The 25,014-nt window shown below is 51.0% G+C and carries 20 protein-coding genes, 2 tRNA genes and 1 pseudogene; 7 read left to right on the top strand and 16 right to left on the bottom strand.

Features of this window, described 5'->3' with window-relative positions; all coding sequences use genetic code 11:
• Positions 1-17 precede the first annotated feature (17 nt).
• The 5 genes and pseudogenes from umuC to ACL2XM_RS02345 all read right to left on the bottom strand — a co-directional run bounded on the left by umuC (position 18) and on the right by ACL2XM_RS02345 (position 3,703).
• Positions 18-1,286: a translesion error-prone DNA polymerase V subunit UmuC gene (umuC, locus tag ACL2XM_RS02365; RefSeq protein WP_413732241.1), complete on the bottom strand. Its 1,269-nt coding sequence runs from the start codon at positions 1,284-1,286 to the stop codon at positions 18-20.
• 2 nt (positions 1,287-1,288) lie between these two features.
• Positions 1,289-1,671 (bottom strand): annotated as a pseudogene (gene umuD, locus ACL2XM_RS02360) (translesion error-prone DNA polymerase V autoproteolytic subunit).
• Positions 1,672-1,860: 189 nt separating this feature from the next.
• Positions 1,861-2,580, bottom strand: a complete 720-nt coding sequence (locus ACL2XM_RS02355) for a PAS domain-containing protein (RefSeq protein WP_410014159.1) — start codon at positions 2,578-2,580, stop codon at positions 1,861-1,863.
• 195 nt (positions 2,581-2,775) lie between these two features.
• On the bottom strand, positions 2,776-3,060 hold the full coding sequence (locus ACL2XM_RS02350; protein ID WP_410014158.1) for a hypothetical protein: 285 nt from the start codon (positions 3,058-3,060) through the stop codon (positions 2,776-2,778).
• A gap of 361 nt (positions 3,061-3,421) precedes the next feature.
• The gene (locus ACL2XM_RS02345; RefSeq protein WP_413732239.1) at positions 3,422-3,703 is read right to left on the bottom strand and encodes a hypothetical protein; all 282 of its coding nucleotides are present in this window, start codon (positions 3,701-3,703) and stop codon (positions 3,422-3,424) included.
• 275 nt (positions 3,704-3,978) lie between these two features.
• Between ACL2XM_RS02345 and ACL2XM_RS02340 the strand changes: the two genes are divergently transcribed.
• Positions 3,979-5,078, top strand: a protein-coding gene (locus ACL2XM_RS02340; protein WP_413732238.1) for an IS3 family transposase whose coding sequence is annotated in 2 segments (ribosomal slippage) — positions 3,979-4,231 and positions 4,231-5,078 — 1,101 coding nt in all. Because the reading frame shifts where the segments join, the coding sequence is not laid out codon by codon here.
• A gap of 515 nt (positions 5,079-5,593) precedes the next feature.
• On the opposite strand, the gene ACL2XM_RS02335 is transcribed toward ACL2XM_RS02340, so the two are convergent.
• Positions 5,594-7,711, bottom strand: a complete 2,118-nt coding sequence (locus ACL2XM_RS02335; RefSeq protein ID WP_413732236.1) for a phage tailspike protein — start codon at positions 7,709-7,711, stop codon at positions 5,594-5,596.
• A gap of 660 nt (positions 7,712-8,371) precedes the next feature.
• Positions 8,372-9,091: a LuxR C-terminal-related transcriptional regulator gene (locus ACL2XM_RS02330; protein WP_413729714.1), complete on the bottom strand. Its 720-nt coding sequence runs from the start codon at positions 9,089-9,091 to the stop codon at positions 8,372-8,374.
• Between the two features lie 416 nt (positions 9,092-9,507).
• Between ACL2XM_RS02330 and ACL2XM_RS02325 the strand changes: the two genes are divergently transcribed.
• The gene (locus ACL2XM_RS02325; protein ID WP_413733175.1) at positions 9,508-10,215 is read left to right on the top strand and encodes an SOS response-associated peptidase family protein; all 708 of its coding nucleotides are present in this window, start codon (positions 9,508-9,510) and stop codon (positions 10,213-10,215) included.
• Between the two features lie 98 nt (positions 10,216-10,313).
• Here ACL2XM_RS02325 and ACL2XM_RS02320 read toward each other — a convergent pair whose 3' ends face one another.
• On the bottom strand, positions 10,314-10,940 hold the full coding sequence (locus tag ACL2XM_RS02320; protein ID WP_413732234.1) for a glycoside hydrolase family 19 protein: 627 nt from the start codon (positions 10,938-10,940) through the stop codon (positions 10,314-10,316).
• 465 nt (positions 10,941-11,405) lie between these two features.
• On the opposite strand from ACL2XM_RS02320, the gene ACL2XM_RS02315 reads away from it, so the two are divergent.
• The gene (locus ACL2XM_RS02315) at positions 11,406-11,600 is read left to right on the top strand and encodes a hypothetical protein (RefSeq protein ID WP_410014152.1); all 195 of its coding nucleotides are present in this window, start codon (positions 11,406-11,408) and stop codon (positions 11,598-11,600) included.
• A gap of 411 nt (positions 11,601-12,011) precedes the next feature.
• On the opposite strand, the gene iraP is transcribed toward ACL2XM_RS02315, so the two are convergent.
• Positions 12,012-12,314: an anti-adapter protein IraP gene (gene iraP / locus ACL2XM_RS02310; RefSeq protein WP_413723355.1), complete on the bottom strand. Its 303-nt coding sequence runs from the start codon at positions 12,312-12,314 to the stop codon at positions 12,012-12,014.
• Between the two features lie 327 nt (positions 12,315-12,641).
• A complete protein-coding gene (gene alaC, locus ACL2XM_RS02305; RefSeq protein ID WP_413723356.1) occupies positions 12,642-13,874 on the bottom strand; it encodes an alanine transaminase in 1,233 nt (410 codons plus the stop codon).
• A gap of 395 nt (positions 13,875-14,269) precedes the next feature.
• Between alaC and ACL2XM_RS02300 the strand changes: the two genes are divergently transcribed.
• Positions 14,270-15,949 carry a LytS/YhcK type 5TM receptor domain-containing protein gene (locus ACL2XM_RS02300; RefSeq protein WP_413723357.1) on the top strand — a complete coding sequence of 560 codons (1,680 nt, stop codon included), beginning with the start codon at positions 14,270-14,272 and terminating at the stop codon, positions 15,947-15,949.
• Between the two features lie 34 nt (positions 15,950-15,983).
• Positions 15,984-16,718: a LytR/AlgR family response regulator transcription factor gene (locus tag ACL2XM_RS02295; RefSeq protein ID WP_413723358.1), complete on the top strand. Its 735-nt coding sequence runs from the start codon at positions 15,984-15,986 to the stop codon at positions 16,716-16,718.
• Positions 16,719-16,804: 86 nt separating this feature from the next.
• Here ACL2XM_RS02295 and glk read toward each other — a convergent pair whose 3' ends face one another.
• Together glk and ACL2XM_RS02285 are read right to left on the bottom strand one after the other, a co-directional pair.
• Positions 16,805-17,782 carry a glucokinase gene (glk, locus tag ACL2XM_RS02290; protein WP_413732232.1) on the bottom strand — a complete coding sequence of 326 codons (978 nt, stop codon included), beginning with the start codon at positions 17,780-17,782 and terminating at the stop codon, positions 16,805-16,807.
• 135 nt (positions 17,783-17,917) lie between these two features.
• Positions 17,918-18,610 (bottom strand): aspartate/glutamate racemase family protein, encoded by a 693-nt coding sequence (locus ACL2XM_RS02285; protein ID WP_410014146.1) that lies wholly within the window; start codon positions 18,608-18,610, stop codon positions 17,918-17,920.
• Between the two features lie 321 nt (positions 18,611-18,931).
• Here ACL2XM_RS02285 and mgrA point away from each other — a divergent pair, with 321 nt between their 5' ends.
• Positions 18,932-19,921, top strand: coding sequence for an L-glyceraldehyde 3-phosphate reductase (gene mgrA, locus ACL2XM_RS02280; protein WP_413727919.1), 990 nt, complete (start codon positions 18,932-18,934; stop codon positions 19,919-19,921).
• A gap of 177 nt (positions 19,922-20,098) precedes the next feature.
• Here the strand turns inward: mgrA and ACL2XM_RS02275 are convergent, their stop codons facing one another.
• Positions 20,099-21,337: an Nramp family divalent metal transporter gene (locus ACL2XM_RS02275; protein WP_413727918.1), complete on the bottom strand. Its 1,239-nt coding sequence runs from the start codon at positions 21,335-21,337 to the stop codon at positions 20,099-20,101.
• 383 nt (positions 21,338-21,720) lie between these two features.
• Between ACL2XM_RS02275 and ACL2XM_RS02270 the strand changes: the two genes are divergently transcribed.
• Positions 21,721-22,905: a NupC/NupG family nucleoside CNT transporter gene (locus ACL2XM_RS02270; RefSeq protein WP_410014143.1), complete on the top strand. Its 1,185-nt coding sequence runs from the start codon at positions 21,721-21,723 to the stop codon at positions 22,903-22,905.
• 155 nt (positions 22,906-23,060) lie between these two features.
• Here ACL2XM_RS02270 and ACL2XM_RS02265 read toward each other — a convergent pair.
• The 3 genes from ACL2XM_RS02265 to gltX all read right to left on the bottom strand — a co-directional run bounded on the left by ACL2XM_RS02265 (position 23,061) and on the right by gltX (position 24,814).
• Positions 23,061-23,136: transfer RNA gene (locus tag ACL2XM_RS02265), tRNA-Ala, on the bottom strand.
• A gap of 66 nt (positions 23,137-23,202) precedes the next feature.
• A tRNA-Ala gene (locus ACL2XM_RS02260) sits at positions 23,203-23,278 on the bottom strand.
• A 126-nt stretch (positions 23,279-23,404) separates the two neighbouring features.
• A complete protein-coding gene (gltX, locus tag ACL2XM_RS02255) occupies positions 23,405-24,814 on the bottom strand; it encodes a glutamate--tRNA ligase (protein WP_413723362.1) in 1,410 nt (469 codons plus the stop codon).
• Between the last annotated feature and the right edge of the window lie 200 nt (positions 24,815-25,014).

Raw genomic sequence — 25,014 nt, 5'->3', positions numbered from 1 at the left:
GGCTTATGCCGGGGCTTTTATTTGGCTTTAACAACCGGCAAGTCTTTATACTGCGTCGTGTAGCGCGGTGAAAGCAATGTGCGCTTCATCCTCCAGGCTTGCTGTATTCCCTGCCCCGCAAACCATACTTTCCCTATACCAGAGTGGTTTATCCCGTCCAAGACCTTCATAAGCGCCTCGCTGTTAACCCGCGGCTTATGCTCATCGAATAGAGCCAGTTGAGCCACCCCCAGACCGTAAAAATCCCCCAACATAACGCCGGCTTTCTGATAGCGCATTCCTGGCAAGAAAATCTTGTCCAGGCACTCCATGGCGACGCGGATAATGTCGCGGGTGTCATTGCTCGGGATAGTGAGGCTACCGGTCGCCTGATTGCCGTAATAGGGTTCATCTACGGCAAACGGGCTTGTCTTGATGAATACGGATATCTTTTTGCAGTACTGCCGTTCACCCCTGAGTTTCTCCGCTGCGCGCTCAGCATATGCGCAGATAGCCTCCCTTACCTGTTGATAGGTGGTTGCCCGGTCACCGAATGATCGCGAACTGACTATCTCTTGCTTAGTGGGTGCAAACTCTTCCAACTGCATGCATGATTCGCCATTGAGTTCCCGGACGGTGCGCTCCAGCACAACGCTGAAATGTTTGCGGATAAATGGCGGGTGACTGTCTGCCAGCTGGAGAGCGTTATAAATCCCCATAGCAGTAAGCTTCTTCGATATACGCCGGCCAATGCCCCAAACGTCCTCTACAGGCACCAGGGCCATTAATTTTCGTTGCCTGACCGATGATGAGAGGTCTACCACTCCGCCTGTCTGTGTCCACTGTTTGGCAGCATGGTTGGCGAGTTTCGCCAGAGTTTTGGTCGGGGCAATGCCCATGCCCACGGTGAGCTTAGTGCGCTGCTTTACCCGTTCCCTGACATCGCGGCCAAACTGCTCCAGGCGCATGCAGTTGCTGACCCCTGACAAATTCATGAAAGCTTCATCAATGGAGTAAATCTCCACTGACGGGGCCATCTCTTCAAGTGTCGTCATAACCCGGTTGGACATATCAGCATACAAAGCATAGTTACTGGAAAACACATGCACGTGGTGTTTCCTGACGATGTCCTTAATCTCGAAAAAAGGATTCCCGGTTTTGAAACCAAGCTTTTTAGCTTCAGCCGAACGCGCTATTACGCAGCCGTCATTGTTACTCAGAACGATGACGGGCTTACCTTTCAGATCTGGACGAAATACCGTTTCGCAGGATGCATAAATTGAGTTCACATCCGCCAGGGCAAACATGGTCAGGGTGCCGAGTGAATGAGAAACGTCACTACGCCGAATATCTCGACGTTGTCCTCTAAACGGATTGGGATGGCCCGATAAGCCGTATTCATAGGCAGCAGGTGCGGTGTAGGGGTGAGCTGCAATTGTTTGACAGTAAACTCACCGTCAACTGCTGCAATGACAATCTGTCCATGCTGTGCTGTGAGCGCGCTATCTACAATGAGCATGTCGCCCTCGTTGATAAACCCCTCGATCATCGAGTCACCGATCACCTGACGAAATAGGTAGCGGCTGGATGGCTCACACATAACTGATTTAAATCTATACGGTTTTCAATATAGTCTTGGGCTGGACTGGGGAAGCCAGCGGGCACCCGCCCCAAAAAAAGAGGGAGGGGTATTACTTCGGCAAGTTCAACGGCCCGATAAAAATCATGTTCGCATACTCAAATGGATCATTACTGTTGTTTTGTACAGCATAAGCATGATGCCAGTGGATTGTGAAAGGCGAGTGAGGCGGTAAATCGTAGGGTGTTGAGCGGTGGGGAGATTTAGTTTAACCACCGCGTTAGGATCACATATGAGACTGGTTAAATGATTGAGTCGCCGAAATTAATTGATTCTCTGGTTAAAAATCTCTTGGGAAGATAACGATTGTAATGGTGTTTTTCACAGAATTCCCTTAGTTCACCAATATCTGTTACGCGAGCTTTGATATATATCCGTTGCATATAATTATTGAATGTATTTAATGAAAGATTCAACCTTTCGGCAGCCTCCTTTGATTTTAATCCTTGCAGTCGATAAAACATTATCTCACACTCTCGCTCAGTAAATGTGTCGTCCGGTTTATTTAGAAGCAAAGACCCTGGCATATGACCTTTAACGTAGTCATTTAAGGAATATACCGTTAACTCTATATTATATCCAAACATACCAACACACTCATGATTATCATTATAAAAAGGCATCTTCCTAAATATATAGGGGTAGTCAACCGCATGAGGATGCAGTTCTAACGTTGAAAATTGTTCCTGAGTTTTTATAACCCTCTTGTATTGGTTATCAAATTCATCTACTACGCCATCTACTGCGAAAAGGTTATTGTCAATTTCACAATCATACTTACCAATAATATCCGCGGGTGATTTAGCGCCAAGCAAATCAGCGGCAGCCTGATTACAGTAAATTAATCTTGCGGACAAATCTCTTATGCCATAAGGAGTTTTTAGCTGATCAAAGGCATATCGCATTGAGTTCGGTATATTTATTTCTGGAACGATACTACTCTTACATTTATCATTATTCATTATAACTTACTCCTATTGATGATATTTAAATGACTTTATCACCGCAGGAGGTTAACAACTACTGTCTTAAAGTGTAGAGTAAAAACTAACTTTAATAATATTGATATTTAATAATTAGGTAAAGTGCGTGGGTGCCTCTAAAGGGCCAGGGAAGGCCCGGCCTAAGCCGGGACACTTATCATTTTTGTACTGTAATTAATTAGAATCTTCGGTCCATGGAAACGGAGGCGGCGCCACCACAGGAGCAACTCCGTTTTCCTCTCGCCACGCATTGATGTCGGGGGTATAATTCCAACGCCTGACCCTGCCGTAAAAATCATCAGCAGCGAATGTGGCATCGCTTCCTAGATATTCGTGGCCAAGCCTGCCAAGTTCATTACAAATGTCTTCTATAGTATCCCCTACAAGCAATGCCTGGTTAAATTGAGCATGGGGAATTCCATAATAACCTTCTTCATAAGCAAAATTAGGTTCACTCATAGTTACCTCACTTAAGTTGTTTTTATTGTTGAAGCCCAGATAACAACAGACAGTTACACCTTATATTTCAATCGGAAAAGTTGGCTTTAATGTCACGGGAGACCGAACGCCATAACATTGCAACATAATACTGTTGTTATATACAGTATAATCATGTGAAGGCGATTTTGTGAAGTGAACCGAGGGCAAAAAAAAACATGTCTTTGAATAATAATATAATTCAGTTTCTATAGTACTGCATTCCGCAGTAAGGACGCTAAGCATTGATGCTCAGGCGCGTTTCGATAGAGTTTGCAAGTGCTACTAGAGGGCCAGCGTAGGCCCGACCTGAGTCGGGACACTTTTCATATTTGTATTGCAATCACTCGGAATCTTCGTTTCCTGGAATCGGAGGCGGCGCCACAATCGGAGCGATACTGTTTTCTTCACGCCAAGCATTAATCCTTGGGGTGTAATCCCAGCGCCGAACCAGTCCATAAAAATCATCAGCGATAAAAGCGGCATCGCTCCCCAATGCTTCATGGGAGAGTCGGCCAAGTTCATTACAGATATCTTCTATAGTATCCCCAATCAGTAAAGCTTGGTTGAATTGTTCCCGGGTTATTCCATATCGTTCCGCTTCTCCAAAATCTGGTGCACTCATAATGACCTCTCTTATGTCGATTTAGAAGTTATGCATGATAATAGAATCTGATAAACAGATTAGTATCAGTTAACTCCATCACATTTTAGCCACATATATGGCAAAATATTGCAGAATTATTTTTATCACGATATTTCAATTAATTGCTGCCCAGCCCACAAATGCCGCCAATAGATCCACATATTGCTCGCGAGCTGATCTCTTCCTATTAAACAGGACCAGGCTAAACTGGAGTTTTCTGCCACACTTCTCATACTAAAAGGGGGGATCCGGGCATGAAAAAATCCAAGTTTACCGAGGAACAGATAGCTTTTGCCTTGAAACAGGCGGAAGGCGGCACCCGCGTGGCGGAAGTGTGTCGCACGATGGGCATTTCTGAAGCGACCTTTTTCAACTGGAAGAAAAAATTTAGCGGCATGGGCGTGGCTGAACTGCGGCGCTTGCGTCAGCTGGAAGATGAAAATCAGCGGCTAAAACGCTTGGTGGCGGATCTGAGCCTGGACAAAGAGATGCTGCAGGATGTGCTAAAACGAAAGTTTTAAAGCCTGCCCGTAAGCGTGAAATTGTCCATTTTTTGCTTGACGCTTACCGGGTAGGCATTCGTCGCGCCTGCCAGACGATCCCCATGAGCCGCTCGGTTTATTACTACCGTTCTTGCCGTGATGACCGGGGGCTGACCACGCGGATCAGGGAGATCGCTGAAACCCGGATCCGTTATGGCTGCGAGCGATTACATGTACAGCTCAGGCGTGAAGGCTGGCGAGTGAACCACAAAAAAACGCACCGCATATACTGCCAGGAGGGGTTAAATTTGCGGTGCAAACGGCCCCGGCGCCATGTGACGGCTGCCCACCGGCGTGAGAGGCCGTTACTGTCAAATCCGGATCAATGCTGGAGCATGGATTTCGTTGCTGATAATCTGTTTAACGGGCGCCGGTTTCGGGCGTTAACTGTGGTCGATAGTTTTAGTCGGGAATGCCTGGCGATCCATGCCGGCCAGTCGCTCAGGGGCGAGGATGTGGTGGCGGTACTGGAGCATCTGAGGTTGATGCACAATCGTGTGCCGTTAAGGATCCAGGCCGACAACGGCAGCGAATTTATCTCAAAAGTGCTGGATAGATGGGCGTACGAAAATAAGGTCACCATGGACTTCTCACGCCCCGGCACGCCGACGGATAACCCGTTTATCGAATCGTTTAGTGGCAGCCTGAGGGATGAATGCCTAAATATCCACTGGTTCCTGTCGATGGAAGATGTGCAGGAAAAGCTTGATCGCTGGCGGGAGGAATATAACCATGACAGGACACATTCTTCATTAAATGATCTGACTCCGGCGGAATTTATCCGAAGTCACCAAAAACGGCAAATCCTCTAATTTAGCCATGATCAGGATATGGGGGGAGGTCACAAGTCTTGTACGGTTACGGTACTTCTGGCAGTAATTACGACGCTTTATATTCTCGTGTCTACAATGGAAAATCATGGAGCTTATGGAAACAATTCACTTTAACCTAGCAGCTTGCTATATAAGCGTTATCTTATTTTAAGTAGAGGGCCATCCGTGGCCTTTTTTATAATTTTAAAGTTAGATATTAATCGTGTATTTATCAAAAAAACATCATAAATAAGATATTTATGAACTAACGAATTGGAACCTGTGTATTTCATTATGACGCGCTCAGTTACGGCCAGGATTTGGTGCTCGGTAAAACGGACTTTGTGCATAATGTCCTCCTCGTTGGCATATTTATTATGCCGGAAAATCTATATAAGTGGATGGAACGATTATGTGGGATACTTGCAAAATCATTACAGCCGTACTGTGTGGCAAAGATTGGAAAACCAAGCCCCGGGGATGGGGCTTGGTTAATCAAATCATCACTGAGCGGGTTAGTTGAATATTCTGATATTAATAGCAATGGCAAAGGGAGAACTGACGCCAGTAACAGCAACTCGCGGCGATGAATTAGCGGGCCAAGTCACAAAAATTCCAGTACCAGAATTTCTATGGTCGCACAGTACAGTATCAGGCGTAGAGACTGAACCATCAACGCCACGCTTACCCAAAACGCACATATACTTACTACCCTCAATGGCACTACCATCCACAGCGCGAGTTGTGATAATAATTTCCGCTACTCCGTGTGTGATAATAATATCGCCGCCATCAGAAATATCATAAACGGTGCCATTAATAGCATCGGTAATAACTTCGTGCCATTCGTAACCGAATGTCACACCATTAATTTGAGCCGTAGAATAACGTAGCGATTGGACAACCGTTCTATCCCGAGTTAAATCAAAAGCGGTCTGTGGGCGCTCCATCCATGTTCGACCAGCATTCATAGATCCTAGCCTGTATATTGGAATATTGACACTAGAGCCTATACTACCGATCCATGGCCGAGATAAGTCATTTTGTGCATATTCAATAATACCATTGCCATCTTCATGAGAAGCGCCTCCTTTTTCTGTTCTGATGCCTTCAATCACTGTGTTATTTTGGTCGCCTTCAATATGAAGTATAGCCTTCAATTTTACAGTTGTATTTCCATGAATCTCAGTCCATTTTGAATCATATTGTGATGTACTTTCTTCAAAATATAAAGCATATTCAATATCAGCAATAAACATATTTTGTTCGAATTGCCTAGCGAATGAAGATTGTGCGCCTAGTCCAATAGTCCGGCCATAGCGATGCGCAAACCGGCAATTGACATAGGCAATGTTATAAAATGCATTGTTTTCAGACCAGAACAGCTTATTGTTTGTCAATATTCCTTCACCATTACTAAAGTCTATAAATGAACAATTATGAAATTTAGCCGCCCCACAATCATCCATCCGTAGACCACCAGCCGCAGCACTGTTAGTCCTATTTTCCATCCTCAATCCGCGGACCTCGAAATGCGCATGCATTGCTGCTGTACCAGTTTGATAAAGACGTAGGCCATAAACGGATTCCCGTACATCAACTTTATAAACGAGACCTTGCCATAAAGGATCTGTGGAATCAGATTGCAAACGGAGGGTGTGGGTAGTCGCGGTGGCAATAAATTCTCCACGGGGAACTCCATTACCTTTCCATGCCCGGGTGATGCGCCCTATTTCATCAATATACATTGCGAAAGAGCCTGCGGACACAGCTACGTCATAACCCTTGATATCGGCCATAACTTTATATGTTTTACCAACCGTAAGACCGGTAAGAATAATTCTCGCCATCCCTTGCGAGGCTGAAGCAGCACCCCAGGATAAACCGCCTGTTGATGTGAGTTCAACATTGCCGGTCAATGACCATCCGGAGAAAGTAACGGCGCTACCAGCAATATATTGCGCTATTAATGTGCCCGCGTCGACCAGGATCCGCGCGCCGGAAAAATCCAGCACGTGATCGATGACATTACTGACCGCTGTGCGATTAATTGAAAGCTGCTGAGTTATCAAAAACGTGCCAGAGCTTGTATTAAAATATCCGCCACCTATGGACGAACAAAAATCAAGCCATGCTTGAATCGCTGCGGTATCATCCGTAACACCATTGCCTATGGCGCCAAAATCATAAGGTGTTATGGTGTGACTCAGCTTATTACCGATTGTTTTTTGGGGATAAGTATTCGTTATATCATAGCCTATCCACCCAGCTGCAGCCGTATCTAACAACTGATCTTTAAACTGATCAGGGTCATATTTCAACACGTTTGGAAAGTAAAATTGCTGGACGCCATCAGCATCAAGGACGGTCATTGACTGCCCTTCAACCGTTACAAATTTTGCTACCTGACCGGCATACACTGGATAGCCTCCGGCATTGATGTTTATAGGTTGAGCTACCGCGGTATAGGTACCCTCCGCACTCTCTACATAAACCTGTATTTGATTTGCAGCCACAGTCGGGTCCGTGTCAATCTGCCCGACATAGACAGAACCATTGGCGCATGCTTGGAAGCTATTGGCAAGGGTGAATAATTGTGATGGCATAGATACAACGATATTAGGTATGGTCATATGTTTAGTACCTCTTTGAATGTGTTAGATAAACCGTTTACTTCATTAGGTTGATATTTAGCAACCTGTTAAATGGACTGAGTAATGTAATGACCAAAAGAGAAGCGGCACAAATTAAACAACGGCATTTTTAACCACATAACAGATAATTATGTAAAAATGCTTCCTGAAATATGTCCATGCCAAAAATCGTATCATAGAGAACTGTAAATAAAAACAGTACTTGACTACACCCCCAGCAGGCATTGCTGAGGTTTAAATCGATCATCAGCTATTTCAGCCGGACATTCTCCTTCTCCGGTTGCCATAAGTGTTGCCATCCAGAGGAAGACAGACCAACCACTCGTTTACACCAGGTGTAAAAGTTATATCGGAAATCCCCAGCTTGCCACAAACCGCTGGTACGGGGGTATCCAGTCCAGCCTGTTTGAAATCAAACGCGATCCACGCTTCTGTGTAACGGGACTTTTTGGTCGGCATTACCTCTGTCAAAGGGATAGGTTCATCACGTAGGATTGGCGATTTTGGGTGGGGCAGAATTCGGGGTGGGGTCAGTATGAAAGGCTGAACTTGCGAAACGGACATGGCCGGGAAATCGTATGGCACTGAGCGGAAGGGAGATTTACATTCACCCCCGCCCAGAACTGACCAAAGCAAAGATCAGATTATTGAATCGCTGAAATTAATTGCTTCATGAGTTAGAAATCTCTTGGGGAGATAACGATGGTAATTATGTTTCTCGCAAAAATCCCTTAACTCCCCGATCTCTGTTACATGCACTTTATTGTAAATCTTCTGCATATAGTTATTAAATGTATTTAATGAAAGATTTAACCTAGCAGCAGCCTCTTTTGACTTCAAACCTTGCAAGCGATAAAACATTACTTCGCACTCACGCTCAGTGAAAGTGTCATCCGGCTTATTCAATAATAGTGATCCCGGCATATGCCCTTTTACATAGTCGTTAAGTGTATATACTGTAAGTTGTGTATTATAACCAAGCATACCTATGCATTCGTGCTTATCATTAAAATAAGGGATTTTATGAAATATGAATGGAAAATCCACAGCATGAGGATGTAGCTCCAACGTAGAAAAAGGAGTCTGCGTCTCAAATATACGTTTATATTGTTTAGCAAAATTCTCTATTGATTCCTCGGTATCTAATATAGCGCAATCGAATTCACTGTCGAATTTACCAATGATTTCATTAGGCGACTTTTTGTCTGCGAGTAGAGCAAGCGGCTGATTGCAATAAACCAGCCTGGAGGACAAATCTCTTATCGCTATGGGACTTTTTAATTGGTCAAAAACGTAACGCATGGTGTTTGTAATATTAACTTCGGGAACCACAGTACACTTGCATATGTCATTACTCATAATTACCCCCGGTCATTGATGATATTTAAAAACTGTATCATCGCAAGGAGTGACTAACTACTGGCCTAAAGTACAGCGTAATAAAATAACATCCTTAATTTTACGGCTTAAGGTTTTTAATTAACGAATTTTTTCGCTTTAATAAAAATATAACTAGCCTTGCATTTAAAATAAAAAATTATTGATGAGAAACGTAATTATTAATAGTGTGAGTCCCGCAGTGCTTTGGCCCATTATGGCCCATTTTTATTAATGATATTATGGAAGCATTAAATTTCGAATTACTGAAAGGATTAATGACGGGGAAATGGTCGGTTTAGTTTTACGGCACAATTTAAATTATTGTCGGGCTGCCACAGTTCTGTCTCTTCTATCCCGTCTATACTTAAGATCTCTCTGCAATATAGATGACGACCATGTGCGGCCGATTTGCTGAATTTAATACCAGAGAACACTATCTCGATTTCCTGCGAAGTGATGTTGCGTTTTCGGGCGCATTGGATGGCGAGCCGATAGGCCGCTACAACGTTGCTCCAGGCAGTCGCGTTCTGCTGCTGAACCAGCGCGACGATACGCTGCATCTGGATCCCGTTATCTGGGGTTATCAGCCCGCCTGGGCCAAAGAAGCAGGCCGCCCTCCCCTGATTAATGCCCGGTTAGAAACTGCCGCCGCCAGCCGCATGTTTAAGCCGCTATGGCACCATGGCCGCGCGCTGGTGATGGCCGACGGTTGGTATGAGTGGAAGAAAGACCCGGACCATACAAAAGTTAAACAACCCTATTTTATCTATCATAAAAATAAGAAGCCGATATACCTGGCCGCGATAGGCAGATTCCATCCCGATGCCCTGGACGCGCCGGAAGATGATGGTTTTGTAATCGTGACGGCGGCCAGTGATCAGGGGTTGGTGGATATCCATGACCGGCGGCCGCTGATCATGACGCGAAAGGCGTCATTAGAATGGATATCGCCGGATACGACGTCGGGGCGCGCCGAGGAGCTGGCCCATGATTGCGCCATGCCGGCGGGGGAGTTTGCGTTTCATCCTGTCAGCAAGACTGTGGGGAATATTCACAATAACAACAGTTCGCTAATTGCAAAAATTTATAATTCACACTTATAGTCCTCGCGCCGGCGAGGACTATACAGGGATGCCGCCGGGTACCGTGGGTGCCGCACAAACGGTCATATCAGCCGCCAGGACGGCACGCCACGGCATTTTCAGTACAGCGCATCCACGGCGACTTTATAGCGGGCCTGCCTATCGGCCAAGCCGTTGACGCCGCCGTTAATCCGTCTAGTCAGCCCCACCATATCGCCAATATCGGCGAAAGTGTTACATTTATTGGCCTGCCAAAACCATCCGGCCGAACGCGCGGCATTGATATCCGCCAGGAGCAAATCAGGCTCGGCAAGCAGATCTAAATCGAGCGCTTTACCGCAGGCGGCATAATTAGCATAAAAGGTTACCTGTTTTAAACCTCGCCCGCGATATAACCAGCCGTCTCCCGGTCGCGTATTTCCGTATCTGCCGCCATAAACAATATTGGCTATTTTCTGCTGCCTGTCGATAGGCAGGGTTCTTTCAGAAGGTTGGCGGCCCAACGCCTCGCGCTGTGCCGGCGTTAAGCGATTGCCGAATATCTTGAGTCCGTTTATCGAATAATTAAACGATTCCACTACTGTGGTAAATCCACCTGATTCCGTACCGATTTGCGCAATAAAAGCTGCCTGGCGCAGCGGCGTATTAATACTGAATTCAGCCATAATAGCCGCCATATGCGGAAACCAGCGTGCGGCTAACCCGGCGCTGATATTAGCCGCCTGTTGGAATTGCTCGAGTGTCATATGCTTTGGCCCTTAACCGCCTGGTTTTCCTCCAACCCTTACACAAGGCAAGCCGTCCACGCTGCTAAAGGTTGCCGGCCCGGCGGTGATGGCCCTTAACCCTGGCGCGTCCCGCCGCAGGGCTGCGCTTGATGAACAATCGTCAGGGCCATCAGTATCATGAACATGCCGGCCTAGCAGGGGAGCTTGATCGATTCCGCGGGTGAGCAATCCGGGCAATTCGGGAAGGAAATCGCCTTTAGCGCCCAACGCTGGGTCTGACGGGGCTTAACCATGTTTACCTCACCCAGTCGCTATCTGCGTGACCGCGATGCCAGGTGTGTCCGTCATGGGCGGGCAGCGGCCGGGGCGGAGATAAAAGAGCAGCAAGCCATTTTTGCGCTAGAATAATCAGGTAAGCGCGCATTTCCGCTGGTGGGATGTGCTATCACATAATGGAAACATTTTAAAAGGCATGGCATTAACATGAAGAAATTCATCATCGCAATGATGACTGTAGTATTAGCCCTACCCTTTGCCCCCCTTACGTATGCCCATGCCGGGGATGAATATCATCCTAAAACAGTGCATAAATATCACCGTCACCACCGTGCGGCAAAGCATCATGGCAAAAAGCAGATCTATCGCAAGGCCGAGCCACAGGTGGGACATAACAGATGATGGGGAGTAAATCAGCTTTAACAGCAACAGCGTGGCGAAACCGGGTCGTATTGCGTTGAGATAGGCTGATGGCGTTTATCCGGCAGGACCCGCCATAAAATAGCGGCTTTTTTCATACCAATTAAAAGTGATTACACTTTGACATTATACTAATTAACATAATATTTTGCCGGTATATTTCCTGGGTGTTGTAGGCTTGTTATTATCTTATTGCAGGGGTTATTGTTTTAATTATTGGCTAATGCGCTATTATCAGAGGCAATCAATGAGGATATTGCCGCCGGAACCTGCCCGTCGGCATAGGAAACAGGAAGCCATGCTGATGGGCAGCGCGCCAGCGCTTATTATTTAAACGACAATAACATCAATAAGTTATACTACGATATCACCGCGCCGTTAAGCCACGGGCTATTAATCGTTGTTAACCTTTTCTTCGTCGCCGTTGACTTCAACATACTGCGAGACTGAGATCAACCGGACAAAATGCGCCAATAATAAATCCACATCCGTTTGCAGAATCTCCTCGCTGGCGCCGGAAGCCGATAAAATGGCTTTTTCTATGTTGGTCGCCATAACCGATGAGCTACCCTGCCCGACAGTCAGCACCAGCGCGGCCAGGAGCAGGGACTGGGCTTCAACCTGGGCAGTCAGCTCTTTTGCCGCCGCATCCGCTTTGGCCATTTTTTTCAATATATCAATGACAAGGTTTCTCATAGTTTCCTACCTGGACGAAATCGCGGCCAACAGGTTGCCACGGCACTAAACATAGCCTGCTTATATTACTCTTATTGTGAGTAGGATAACATCTTCTGAACTGTAAGTATTGTGCGCGATGACCGCCACCATGGCGCCCACGCCAGTTGTAGTCCCATTGACGCGTATAGGGCGCTGTTGTGCAGGGATTAATTCATTAGAAATATTTATCAATCAACACAACATTATCCCCACCCACGAAGCAAAACGCCGTATGCGGGGACGAATGCCGTGTTGCCGGAACGGAAGAGAAGACGTTCCCCCTCCGCCGGGCCGGGTAGCCGTTCCCTAGTCCGTGATGGCCTTGGCGCCGGCGGGTTTCAGCACGCCATCGGCACGGAACATGGCCTTGATGCCGCGTACCGCCTGCCGGATACGATCCTGGTTCTCAATCAGCGCGAAACGTACATGGGTATCGCCGTAGTCGCCGAACCCAATGCCCGGCGATACGCAGACCTTGGCGTCCGACAGCAGTTTTTTCGCGAACTCCAGGGAACCGAGATGGGCATAGTGCTCCGGGATCCTGGCCCAGACATACATGGACGCCTTTGGGGTATCTACCATCCATCCCGCCTCGTGCAGGCCGCGCACCAGGACATTGCGGCGCTGGTGATATTGTTCGACGATATCCAGTACGCATTGCTGGTCACCTTCCAGCGCGGCGATGGCGGCCACCTGCAGGGGGGTAAACGTACCGTAGTCATGGTAACTTTTGATACGCGCCAGGGCGTTGACCAGTTCCGGATTACCCACCATAAACCCGATGCGCCAGCCGGCCATGTTATAGCTTTTCGACAGGGTGAAAAATTCCACCGCAATGTCCTTGGCGCCTGGCACCTGCATGATCGACGGCGCTTTCCATCCATCATAAACAATATCGGCATAGGCGAGATCGTGTACCACCAGCACGCCGTACTGCTGGGCCAGGGCCACCACCCGTTCAAAGAAGTCCAGCTCTACGCATTGCGCCGTGGGATTGGACGGGAAGCCCAGAATCATCATTTTCGGCGTGGGAATGCTTTCGCGAATGGCGCGCTCAAGCTCGCGGAAAAAGTCCACCCCCGCCACCAGCGGCACCGAGCGCACCTGGGCGCCGGCTATCACCGCGCCGTAGATATGTATCGGATAGCTGGGATTCGGCACCAGTACGGTATCGCCATGATCGAGGGTAGCAAGCATCAAATGGGCCAGGCCCTCTTTGGAACCGATGGTGACGATGGCCTCGCTGTCGGGATTGATCTCGACGCCGTAGCGATCGGCATACCAGCCCGAGATCGCGCGCCGCAGCCGGGGAATACCGCGGGAGGTGGAATATCCATGGGTATCCTCCCGTTTGGCGACAGTACAAAGCTTTTCAACGATGTGCGGCGGCGTGGGTCCGTCGGGATTACCCATGCTGAAATCAATAATATCCTCTCCGCGCCGGCGCGCGGCCATTTTCAACTCGGCGGTGATATTGAATACATAAGGGGGGAGACGATCGATGCGTGTAAAACGCCGTGGCAAACCGGATGCGGCCATAATATCCTCGTTATACGTTAGCGCCCGGACCATCCGAGCGACGCCGGCCCATGCGTGGGCCTGTCCATGAAGCTATCCTATATTCGGCATGATTTCAATATCAACGGCAGACATCGCGGCGGACAAGATAAAAAGAGGAAATATGAAATTTTATTTATCGATTATTCCCCTTTATTGCGGTAGCCGTTGGCCTAAAACCGTGCGGCAGGCGTTTTATGCCGGTAAATGAAATCCCCTTATGTTTACTCAGACTTCCCCGTTTTACGGCACTTCTCGCGTCATGGCGGCCGGAGTCGCCGCGTTCCCCGACGGCGGCCGCGGCGGCAAATCTGGAATCTCAGGCGTCCATTGCTTATAGTAACGGCTAAAGGTTGGCCATTTACCGGGATGTCGTGGTGAAAGAAATGTTCGAAATGCTGCTGGCGGTCTATGAACGGGCGGCATTAATGTTGATTTGTCTGTTTTTGTTGACGCGCATCCGCCAGTTCCGCCAGTTATTGCAAAAAGAACAGCACACCCGCCAGGAATTGCTGGCGGTCACCGCCATTTTTTCCCTGTTTGCCATTTTCAGCACCTATTCCGGCATCCATGTGGAAGGCTCGCTGATTAACGTGCGGATTATTGCGGTCATGTCCGGCGGTATTTTATTCGGGCCCTGGGTCGGCATCGCCACCGGGATTATCGCCGGCGTGCACCGCTATCTGATCGATATCGACGGCCCGACCTCGGTGCCTTGCCTTATCAGCAGCGTGGTGGCGGGTTTTGTCTCGGGCTGGATCAAGCTTAGGGTGATAAAAGAGCGCCGCTGGGGCATCGGCATCCTGGGCGGCATGCTGTGCGAGTGCCTGACCATGCTGCTGGTCATTCTCTGGGCGCAGCCGATGTCCCTGGGGCTGGATATCGTGTCCAAAATTGCGCTGCCGATGATCCTCGGCGGGGTCAGCATCGGCATGATCGTGCTGCTGGTGCAGGGGGTCGAGGATGAAAAAGAGGTGATCGCCGCCCGGCAAGCCAAGCTGGCGCTGGATATCGCCAATAAGACCCTGCCCTACTTTCGCCATATCAACAGCGAATCCCTCACCACCATTTGCGATATCATCCGCGCCGATATCAAGGCCGACGCCGTGGCCATCACCAATGAACATCATATCCTGGCTTATGTCGGGGTCGGGGCCGAATTGTACAATATCGGCCATGAGATCATCAGCGATATGACCAGGGAGAGTATTCAAAGCGGCAACATCACCATCAAGAACAATGACGAGGCGGACCGTACGCCGCAAATCCACTCGCTTATCATTATCCCGTTATGGGAAAAAGGCGTGGTCACCGGCACCCTGAAGATCTATTACTGTCACGCCCATCAGATCACCAATTCACTCAAAGTGATGGCCATCGGCCTGTCGCAGATTATTTCGACGCAGATCGAGGTGTCGCGCATCGAACAGCTGAGGGAAATGGCCGACCAGGCGGAACTGCGCGCGTTACAAAGCAAAATTAATCCGCATTTCCTGTTTAATGCGCTTAACGCCATTTCCTCGTCGATCCGCATCAATCCGGATACCGCCCGGCAGCTGATTACCAATCTTTCCCGTTACCTGAGGTACAATCTGGAATTAAACGGCGCGCAAATCGATATCAAAAAAGAGCTTTATCAAATCCAGGATTATATCGCCATCGAGCAGGCGCGTTTCGGCAGCAAGCTGAGCGTTATTTTTGATATCGATGAAGAGTTGTCGTTCCCCCTGCCCAGCCTGCTCATCCAGCCGCTGGTGGAAAACGCTATTGTACACGGCATCCAGCCTTGCCGCGGTAAAGGCGTGGTGGTGATTTCCGTGCGGGAGGATACCGGCGGACGTATCCGTATTGCGGTAAAAGACACCGGCGGTGGCATCAGCGCGGAAGTCATCGAGCAGGTTAAACGCAATGAACTGCCGGCCGGGAAAATCGGCCTGCTGAATGTTCATCACCGGGTATTGCTGTTATATGGCGAAGGGCTGCATATCCGCCGTCTTGAACCGGGCACCGAGATCTGGTTTTACATTACCCCCCAGCCCCACAAGCTGGCGGCATGACGTCCATGGAGGACATGTTTAACCGCGAGGCACCATGAAAGCCATAATTGTCGAAGACGAATTCCTCGCCCAGGAAGAATTACGCTACCTTATCCATAAGCACAGCGGCCTGACTATCGAGGCCACGTTCGACGATGGACTGGATGTCCTGCGCTACCTGCAGCATCATGAGGTGGATGTGATTTTTCTCGATATCAATATCCCCTCCCTGGACGGCGTGTTGCTGGCGCAGAATATCAGTAAATTCAGCCATAAGCCGGAAATAGTCTTTATTACCGCCTATAAAGAACATGCGGTGGAGGCGTTTGAGCTGGAAGCCTTTGACTATATCCTGAAGCCTTATCAGGAATCGCGCATCGTCACCATGCTGCAAAAGCTGGAGGCGCAGCATCAGGCCGCCCCGGCGCCGGCTGCGGGTGCGGCGCCAGGGCGGCGGAATCAACACGCCATTAATTTGATCAAAGACGAGCGCATTATCGTTACCGATATCAGCAATATCTATTATGCGGCGGCGCAGGAAAAGGTGACCCTGGTCTATACGCGGCGCGAGGAATTTGTCATGCCGATGGTCATCACGGAATTCTGCAGCCGGTTGCCGGAGGAGTTTTTTTTCCGTTGCCATCGGTCGTATGTGGTGAACCTGGGAAAAATTCGTGAAATTGTGCCCTGGTTTAATAATACCTATCTGCTGCGCCTGAGCGATCTGGATTTTGAAGTGCCGGTCAGCCGCAGCAAGGTCAGGGCTTTCCGGCAATTGATGCGGCTGTAGCCGGGGTTTGGCTACAGAACCGTGGGCAAGAGGGTAAAGGCGCCGGAATAAGCCGCCCTGTCGGCAACAGCCGGCGTGTAGTCAAATCACGCCGAAACCTGGAGTTGAAGACCCATTAGCTGGCGCATATGCGCGCCGGCGCCGAGCAGGCCCGGTTGTTCGTGCCTGATCAGAAACACCGGGATATCGCGTACGTAATCGTTAAAGCGGCCTTTATCCTCGAACGCCGCGCGAAAACCGGAGGCGCGGAAAAATTCCAGAAAGCGCGGCACCAGGCCGCCGGCGATATAAACGCCGCCAAACGTGCCCATGTTCAGCGCCAGATTGCCGCCAAAACGCCCCATCAGCACGCAGAACAGCGACAGCGCGCGCCGGCAATCGTCATTGCTGCCGTCGACGGCCTGTTCCGTGACCTGTTGCGGCTCCAGTGAATCCGGAACGCGGCCATCGATGGTGACGAGGCTGCGGTACAAATTAACCAGCCCGGGTCCGGATAATACGCGTTCGGCCGACACATGGCCGAACTCGCCGCGCAGCACCGCCAGGACATCGGCTTCCTCTTTGCTGTTAGGCGCGAAGTCGACATGGCCGCCTTCGCCCGGCAGGCCTATCCAACGCTGGTCCAGATGCAACAGATGGCACACGCCAAGGCCGGTGCCGGCGCCGTACACGGCAATCGGCCCCTGGGCCTGCGCCTGCGTGCCGCCAAACTGCACCACATCGCCGGCGGCAAGCATCGGCACCGCCATCGAGACGGCGGTAAAATCATTGATGACCTCCAGGCGCGCTAATCCCAGGCTGTCCTTCATGGCCTTGATGGAAAATGCCCAGGTGCTGTTGGTCATCTCCACCCAGTCATCGGTTATCGGACAGGCGATAGCGATACAGGCCTCCGTGGCCTCGACCTTTTGCGCGGTCAGGTAGTGACGGATCACCGCTTCAAGGGTGGCGTAATCTTTACCGGAATAGGTGTGGATATGGGAAATCGCGCCATTGTCCATATCGCATAACGCCAGGCGGGCATTGGTTCCCCCAACGTCACCGACCAGGGCATATTTTGTCATTATGTAAGGCTCCGCTAACTCTTCTACTTGCCGTCGGAGGGTTACCGGCAGCAAACATAAACAATTTATTAATATAATAATAATACCAGTTATATTGGCCAATGCTATAAATTGAGTTTGCTTTCGGATTCGCCTTTATCCCAGGGCAAAGGCCACCGCGGCGGCGGCGTGGAGGGTGGTGGTGTCGAACAGCGGCACCGTTGCGTCGTCTTCGCCGATCAGCAGGCCGATTTCGGTGCAGCCGAGGATCAGTCCCTCGATGCCCTGGCTCTCCAGCGAAGCAATAATGCGCCGGAAGGTGTGGCGCGATTCATCGCGGATCTTGCCCAGGCATAACTCCTCGAAAATGATGTTATGAATCGCGTCCATTTCCGCAGCGCCCGGAACGGTGATTTCGATGCCGTGCGGATGCTCGAACCGCCGGCGATAAAAATCCTGCTGCATGGTAAAGCGGGTGCCCAATAGCCCGACCCGCCGCAGGCCACGGGCATTGATTTCCCGGGCGGTGGCATCGGCGATATGCAACAGCGGCAGTGGACAGGCCCATTCAATGGTGTCCGCCACCTTATGCATGGTGTTAGTGCAAAGGACGATGGCCTCGGCACCGGCTTTTTGCAGCAATACCGCTTTGGCCGCCAGCAGATCGCCCGCCCGTTGCCAATCACCCTCGGCCTGCATGCGGGCGATTTGGGCGAAATCGACGCTGTACAGCACCAGATCCGCCGAATGCAACCCGCCCAATGCGCCGCTAATGCCTTGGTTAATCAAGCGGTAATAAGGTAAAGTGGATTCCCAGCTCATGCCGCCTAACAGTCCTAGTGTTTTCACTGTGTGATCCTCGTGCGTCTTCGGCCGGGTCAATGCCGCGGCACCCGTAGCGCTTGTATTGTTTGTCAGGGAAGGGTTATTTTTAACTGAGTTTGATGATAAAACGGTGCTTGCCCATCACACCCGCGACAAGCTCGCGCACGTTTGTTTGTCAGTAGTCTGAGTTATTTTTAATGGAATTTATCGCTTAACTGATGCAAAGCGCAATATATTATCCGACCAGGATAATCCACCGTTGCCGGTAAGCCTATGCCGTCGCTTGCCCGGCGAATTAAGCGGTGACCGATTCCTACCGTGATAGTAATGATAAAAGGATACTTTATGGTTTATCTGGCCAATCCAACGCGTTACGACGATATGTTATATCGTCGCTGCGGTAATAGCGGTCTTCAACTGCCGGCGGTGTCGCTCGGCCTGTGGCATAATTTCGGCGACGTCACGTTGCTGGAAAACAGCCGCGCCATGGTGCGCCGCGCCTTTGACTTAGGCATTACCCATTTTGACCTGGCCAATAACTACGGGCCGCCCCCGGGATCCGCCGAAGCCAATTTCGGCCGGTTGCTGCGCGAGGATTTGCTCCCCTACCGTGACGAGCTGATTATTTCCACCAAGGCGGGCTATACCATGTGGCCCGGGCCTTACGGCGACTGGGGCTCGAAAAAATATCTGGTGTCCAGCCTGGATCAGAGCCTGCGCCGTCTGGGCCTGGACTACGTGGATATCTTTTATCATCATCGTCCGGACCCCGCTACGCCGCTTGCCGAAACCATGAGCGCGCTGGATCTGCTGGTACGCCAGGGCAAGGCGCTCTACATCGGCCTGTCCAACTACCCCGCCGCGCTCGCCAGGCAGGCGTTGGCGCTATTAAACGACCTCGGCACCCCCTGCGTGATTCATCAACCCAAATATTCCATGTTTGAACGGTGGGTGGAACCGGAACTGCTTGATGTGCTGGCTGAGAACGGCGTGGGGTCGATAGCCTTTTCGCCGCTGGCCGGCGGTCAGCTGACGGACCGCTACCTGAACGGCATACCACAGGATTCGCGGGCGGCCAGACCGGGTCTGACCCTGACGCCGGAACAGCTTACCGCGCAGAAAATGGATAAGGTACGGCGCCTGAACGATATTGCCCTGGAACGCGGCCAGAAGCTGGCGCAAATGTCTCTGGCCTGGGTGCTGCGCGGCGATCGGGTAACGTCGGTGCTGATTGGCGCCAGCAAAACCTCGCAGATAGACGACGCGGTGGGGATGCTGGCCAATCGCGAATTCAGCGCCGACGAATTGGCGCGTATCGAAGCGATACTGGCATAAGGCCGCGCCGGCCCGCAATTTCCGCCCGGTATTGGCGGGCCCGGCGTGCCACGGAGCCTCGGTCGGGCGCATAAACCGCGCCCGACCAACCCCATAGACACGCATTGCCCTTAACGCGCCGGGTGCGGCCCCTGCGGTAGGGTGGCGTATCGGATAGCCGGAGAAGATAAAGTCCGGTTACAGGCCGAACGCGGTGCCCACCATCAAATAGCCATTCAGCGTTACCACCACCGCCACGATAACCCACCCCAACGTCTGGATCAGACGCGAATTCACCATGTCGCCCATCAGGACGCGGTTGCCGGTAAAGGTCAGCAGCGGCACCAGCGCCAGCGCAATGCCGAAGCTGAGCAGGACCTGGCTTAATACCAGGATACGGGTCGGGTCCAGCCCCATCATGATAACCACAAAGGACGGCAGCATCGTGACCACCCGCCTTACCAGCAGCGGTATGTGAAAGCGCACAAATCCCTGCATCACCACCTGCCCGGCCATGGTGCCCACCACGGTGGAGGACAGGCCCGCCGCCACCAGGCTTAAACCGAATACCGTCGCCGCCGTATGGTTCAGCAGCGGCGCCAAGGTCAGGTAGGCCTCATCCAGATCGGCGATGCCGGTATGCCCGCTGAAGTGAAATGCCGCCGCCGCGGTGGCCATCATGGCCAGATTGACAAAACCGGCGGTGGTCATGGCGATGGCCACATCCAGTTTAGTCGAGGAGTAGCGTTGGGCGCGGTTGCCGTGCAGTCCGTTTTGCGTCAAGGAAGAATGCAGGTAAATCACATGCGGCATAATGGTGGCGCCCAGCACCCCGGCGGCCAGGAAAACCGCGTCGCCGTTCGGCAGGCTGGGCAGCAGCATGCCTTTACCCAGTTCCGCCATATTCGGTTGCGAAAAAAACAGCTCCGCGATATAGGCGGCGGCGACAAACAGCAGCAGCCCGCCAATGACCAATTCCAGTGGTTTTTGACCCCGCTGTTGCAACATGAGGATCAAGAATGTGGCGATGCCGGTAATGATTGCGCCTTGCAGCAGCGAGCAGCCCAGCAGCATTTTAAAACCGATGGCCGCGCCGACGAATTCCGCCAAATCGGTGGCCATGGCAATGATTTCAGCTTGTATCCAGTAGGCCCACACCGCCGGGCGCGGGAAGCGATCGCGGATATGCTCCGCCAGGTTCTTGCCGGTGGCGATACCCAGCTTTGCCGACAACAGCTGGATGAGCATGGCCATAAAGTTGGCCCACACCACCACCCAGAGCAATCGGTACCCGAAGCTGGCGCCCGCCTGGATATTGGTGGCGAAATTACCGGGGTCGATATAGCCAATCGCCGCGATAAACGCCGGGCCAAGCAATGAGAGCTTTACCTTGCGTGATGCGCGATTGACACCGTCCGCAGTTCGGCTATTCAGCATATCAGTGACCCTTATGATCCATCGAATTAGCTTCATCCTATCCAAACGATAATAATTATCAAGCGCATTTAGGACGTTTCGGGTTATCTCTGCGATAGATGACGATGATGATGAGCATAAAGGGGGCAAAACCCAGCCTAATGACAGTTTCATCCCTAATTGGACCGGCTTAGAAGCGCCAATGGGTTACTAAATTACATTAGCACACTATTAACATAATTGGATATAAATTTAACTTTTTTCGCGACTTATCTGTGACCGCCTCGCTATCCTCATCTTCTGCTAGAGGATTTTTATATATTTGCAACTTATAACTCGTTTTTAGTTCGACCGTTACATAGAATGAGCGGCAAATTATTGCCTGCCTCATAACTGGAGCAACTATGTCCCGGATTTTTCATTTTGTCCTCGCTCTTGCCGTAGTGGCAATCCTGGCGTTATTGGTCAGCCACGATCGTAAAAAAATCAGGCTGCGCTTTATTGTTCAACTATTAGTCATTGAAGTCCTGCTTGCTTATTTTTTCCTCAACTCGCAGATTGGATTGGGTTTTGTGCAGGGATTCTCGGCGCTGTTTGATAAGTTGCTAGGATTTGCCGCCGAAGGGACAGGATTTGTTTTCGGTAATATGAATAAACAGGGCCTGGCATTCTTTTTCCTGAATGTGTTATGTCCGATTGTATTTATCTCGGCCCTGATAGGTATTTTGCAGCATATCCGGGTGCTCCCTTTTATTATCCGCATCATCGGTACCCTGCTGTCGAAAATTAACGGTATGGGCAAGCTGGAGTCGTTTAATGCCGTCAGTTCGCTGATCCTGGGGCAATCGGAAAACTTCATCGCCTATAAGGATATCCTGGGCAAGATGTCCGAACGCCGGATGTACACCATGGCGGCCACGGCGATGTCGACGGTATCGATGTCCATCGTCGGCGCCTATATGACCATGCTGGAACCGCGCTATGTGGTGGCCGCGCTGGTATTGAATATGTTCAGCACCTTTATTGTGCTGTCATTGATCAATCCTTACCAGGTCGGCAAGGAAGAAGAGCTGCAGATGAGTAATCTGCATGAAGGACAGAGCTTTTTCGAAATGCTGGGTGAATATATCCTGGCGGGCTTCCGGGTGGCCATTATCGTCGCGGCCATGCTGATTGGCTTCATTGCCATTATCGCCGCCATAAACGCCTTGTTCAGCCTGGTGTTCGGCATCAGCTTCCAGGGCATACTGGGGTATATATTTTATCCCTTTGCCCGGGTCATCGGCATCCAGGGCGACGAGGCGCTGCGGGTCGGCAGCATCATGGCCACCAAGCTGGTCTCCAATGAGTTTGTCGCCATGATGGATTTGCAAAAGGTTGCCGGCCAACTGTCCGCGCATTCCGTCGGCATCCTGTCGGTATTCCTGGTGTCGTTTGCCAACTTTTCATCCATCGGCATCGTGGCCGGCGCGATTAAAGGCCTTAACGAACACCAGGGCAACGTGGTATCCCGCTTCGGCCTGAAGCTGGTGTACGGCTCGACGCTGGTCAGCCTGCTGTCCGCCGCCATCACCGGTTTGGTAATTTAAACCGCCGTCCATCTTGCCGTCATAACGACGGTGCGGTTGGGGCCGGGGAAACCCGGCCTTTTTTATAGGATTGACGCGATAAATCGAGGCGGCGCCAGGCATGCACGCACAAGATATAAAAACAAAAAACCGGCCAGAAGCCGGTTTTTTTAATGTGGTGGAGCTAAGCGGGATCGAACCGCTGACCTCTTGCATGCCATGCAAGCGCTCTCCCAGCTGAGCTATAGCCCCAACGTACTTCCTGGGTAACACGAACACCGTCGTAAAACATCATCATATCAGGCCAATCGAGGTGATTGGTGGAGCTAAGCGGGATCGAACCGCTGACCTCTTGCATGCCATGCAAGCGCTCTCCCAGCTGAGCTATAGCCCCGTACCCGACACATCATGTCTGGTGGACGGGGCGCATGATATGAAACCCGGCAAACAGTGTCAACGGCTAATTGAAATTAACGCATCAAACGCTGAAAAAGCCGTCAAATCCTCGATAACGAACGGTTTATCCGGCGCGCTGGGCGATATAGTCCAGCGCCTTATCGATACGGGCCAACGAACGTGACTGTCCGACGGCATGGACGGTGACATCCAGCGCCGGCGACTGGCCCGCGCCGGTGACCGCCACGCGCAGCGGCATCCCTACCTTGCCCATGCCCACGTTGAGCTCCGCCGCCGTCTCCTCGATAGCGTTATGCACGTGTTCAGGCGACCACGACGTCAGGGCGGCCAGTTTGGCGCGCGCCAGCACCAACGGCTCGCGGGCCACCAGGCGCAGATGTTTTTTGGCCGCGTCGGCATCGAACTGCTCGAAATCCTCATAGAAATAATGGCATGAGGCCGCCATTTCTTTCAGGGTCTTGCAGCGATCGCCGAGTAATGTCACCAGCTCCGCCAGTTGCGGCCCATTGCGGGTATCAATGCCCGCTTGTTCCATATGCCATACCAGGTGGGTGGCGACGTATTCCGGCGGCAGATGATTAATGTAGTGGTGATTAAGCCACAGCAGCTTTTCGGTGTTAAAGGCGCTGGCCGATTTGCTGATATCGTCCAGGGTAAACAGCCGCTTCATTTCTTCGATGGAGAAAATTTCCTGATCACCATGGGACCAGCCCAGGCGCACCAGGTAATTCAGCAGGGCCTCAGGCAGAAAACCGTCGTCGCGGTACTGCATTACGCCCACCGCGCCGTGGCGTTTGGACAGCTTCTTGCCGTCGTCGCCCAGGATCATCGAGACGTGGGCATATTCGGGCACCGGCGCGCCCAGGGCCTTGAGAATATTGATCTGGCGCGGCGTGTTGTTGATATGATCCTCACCGCGGATAACATGGGTGATTGCCATATCCCAGTCGTCAATCACCACGCAGAAATTATAGGTGGGCGAGCCGTCGGTACGGCGGATAATCAGGTCGTCAAGCTCTTGGTTGCTAAATTCAATCGGGCCGCGAATATTATCATTAAAGATAACCGAGCCGTCCTGGGGATTGGCGAAACGCACCACGCAAGGCTCGGCATCGTCATGCTGTTCATGGCTGTGGCGGCAGCGGCCGTCGTAACGCGGTTTCTCGCCGTTGGCCATTTGCTGCTCGCGCAGGGCTTCCAGGCGCTCCCTGGAGCAATAGCATTTATAGGCGGTGCCCTGCACCAGCATGTCGTCGATCACCGCGTTATAACGGTCGAAACGTTTGGTCTGGTAGTAAGGACCTTCATCCCAATCCAGGTTCAGCCAGTTCATTCCGTCCATAATGGCGTTGATAGCTTCCTGGGTGGAGCGCTCAAGATCGGTATCCTCGATACGCAGCACGAACTCCCCGCCCTGGCTACGGGCAAACAGCCATGAATATAAAGCGGTACGGGCGCCGCCGACATGAAGATAGCCGGTGGGGCTGGGCGCAAAACGGGTTTTAATTTTCATCAGGAACACTGCCTTATTACGCATGGCTGACAGTCGGGAGCAATGCTCCCGGCCGGTTATAAAAAGTGGACAATATTCTACCACTCCAGCCCGATTCCTCAACGCTGTTCCACTTTTGCTGCTCCTTTTGCAGAGATTAAAGGCGCAAACCCGTTCATCTTGACTAATTTTACGACGAACACACTTTTTACTTTCAAAAA

The sequence above is a fragment of the Sodalis sp. RH20 genome (genome assembly GCF_047324205.1).
Lineage (GTDB): Bacteria > Pseudomonadota > Gammaproteobacteria > Enterobacterales > Enterobacteriaceae > Acerihabitans.
This window is presented reverse-complemented; position numbering and strand designations above follow the sequence as displayed.

Coding starts and splice junctions, on each gene's coding strand:
- umuC (WP_413732241.1), bottom strand. CDS start 1,286: ATGTTTGCCCTGGCGGATGTGAACTCAATTTATGCATCCTGCGAAACG.
- ACL2XM_RS02355 (WP_410014159.1), bottom strand. CDS start 2,580: ATGAATAATGATAAATGTAAGAGTAGTATCGTTCCAGAAATAAATATA.
- ACL2XM_RS02350 (WP_410014158.1), bottom strand. CDS start 3,060: ATGAGTGAACCTAATTTTGCTTATGAAGAAGGTTATTATGGAATTCCC.
- ACL2XM_RS02345 (WP_413732239.1), bottom strand. CDS start 3,703: ATGAGTGCACCAGATTTTGGAGAAGCGGAACGATATGGAATAACCCGG.
- ACL2XM_RS02335 (WP_413732236.1), bottom strand. CDS start 7,711: ATGACCATACCTAATATCGTTGTATCTATGCCATCACAATTATTCACC.
- ACL2XM_RS02330 (WP_413729714.1), bottom strand. CDS start 9,091: ATGAGTAATGACATATGCAAGTGTACTGTGGTTCCCGAAGTTAATATT.
- ACL2XM_RS02325 (WP_413733175.1), top strand. CDS start 9,508: ATGTGCGGCCGATTTGCTGAATTTAATACCAGAGAACACTATCTCGAT.
- ACL2XM_RS02320 (WP_413732234.1), bottom strand. CDS start 10,940: ATGACACTCGAGCAATTCCAACAGGCGGCTAATATCAGCGCCGGGTTA.
- ACL2XM_RS02315 (WP_410014152.1), top strand. CDS start 11,406: ATGAAGAAATTCATCATCGCAATGATGACTGTAGTATTAGCCCTACCC.
- iraP (WP_413723355.1), bottom strand. CDS start 12,314: ATGAGAAACCTTGTCATTGATATATTGAAAAAAATGGCCAAAGCGGAT.
- alaC (WP_413723356.1), bottom strand. CDS start 13,874: ATGGCCGCATCCGGTTTGCCACGGCGTTTTACACGCATCGATCGTCTC.
- ACL2XM_RS02295 (WP_413723358.1), top strand. CDS start 15,984: ATGAAAGCCATAATTGTCGAAGACGAATTCCTCGCCCAGGAAGAATTA.
- glk (WP_413732232.1), bottom strand. CDS start 17,782: ATGACAAAATATGCCCTGGTCGGTGACGTTGGGGGAACCAATGCCCGC.
- mgrA (WP_413727919.1), top strand. CDS start 18,932: ATGGTTTATCTGGCCAATCCAACGCGTTACGACGATATGTTATATCGT.
- ACL2XM_RS02275 (WP_413727918.1), bottom strand. CDS start 21,337: ATGCTGAATAGCCGAACTGCGGACGGTGTCAATCGCGCATCACGCAAG.
- ACL2XM_RS02270 (WP_410014143.1), top strand. CDS start 21,721: ATGTCCCGGATTTTTCATTTTGTCCTCGCTCTTGCCGTAGTGGCAATC.
- gltX (WP_413723362.1), bottom strand. CDS start 24,814: ATGAAAATTAAAACCCGTTTTGCGCCCAGCCCCACCGGCTATCTTCAT.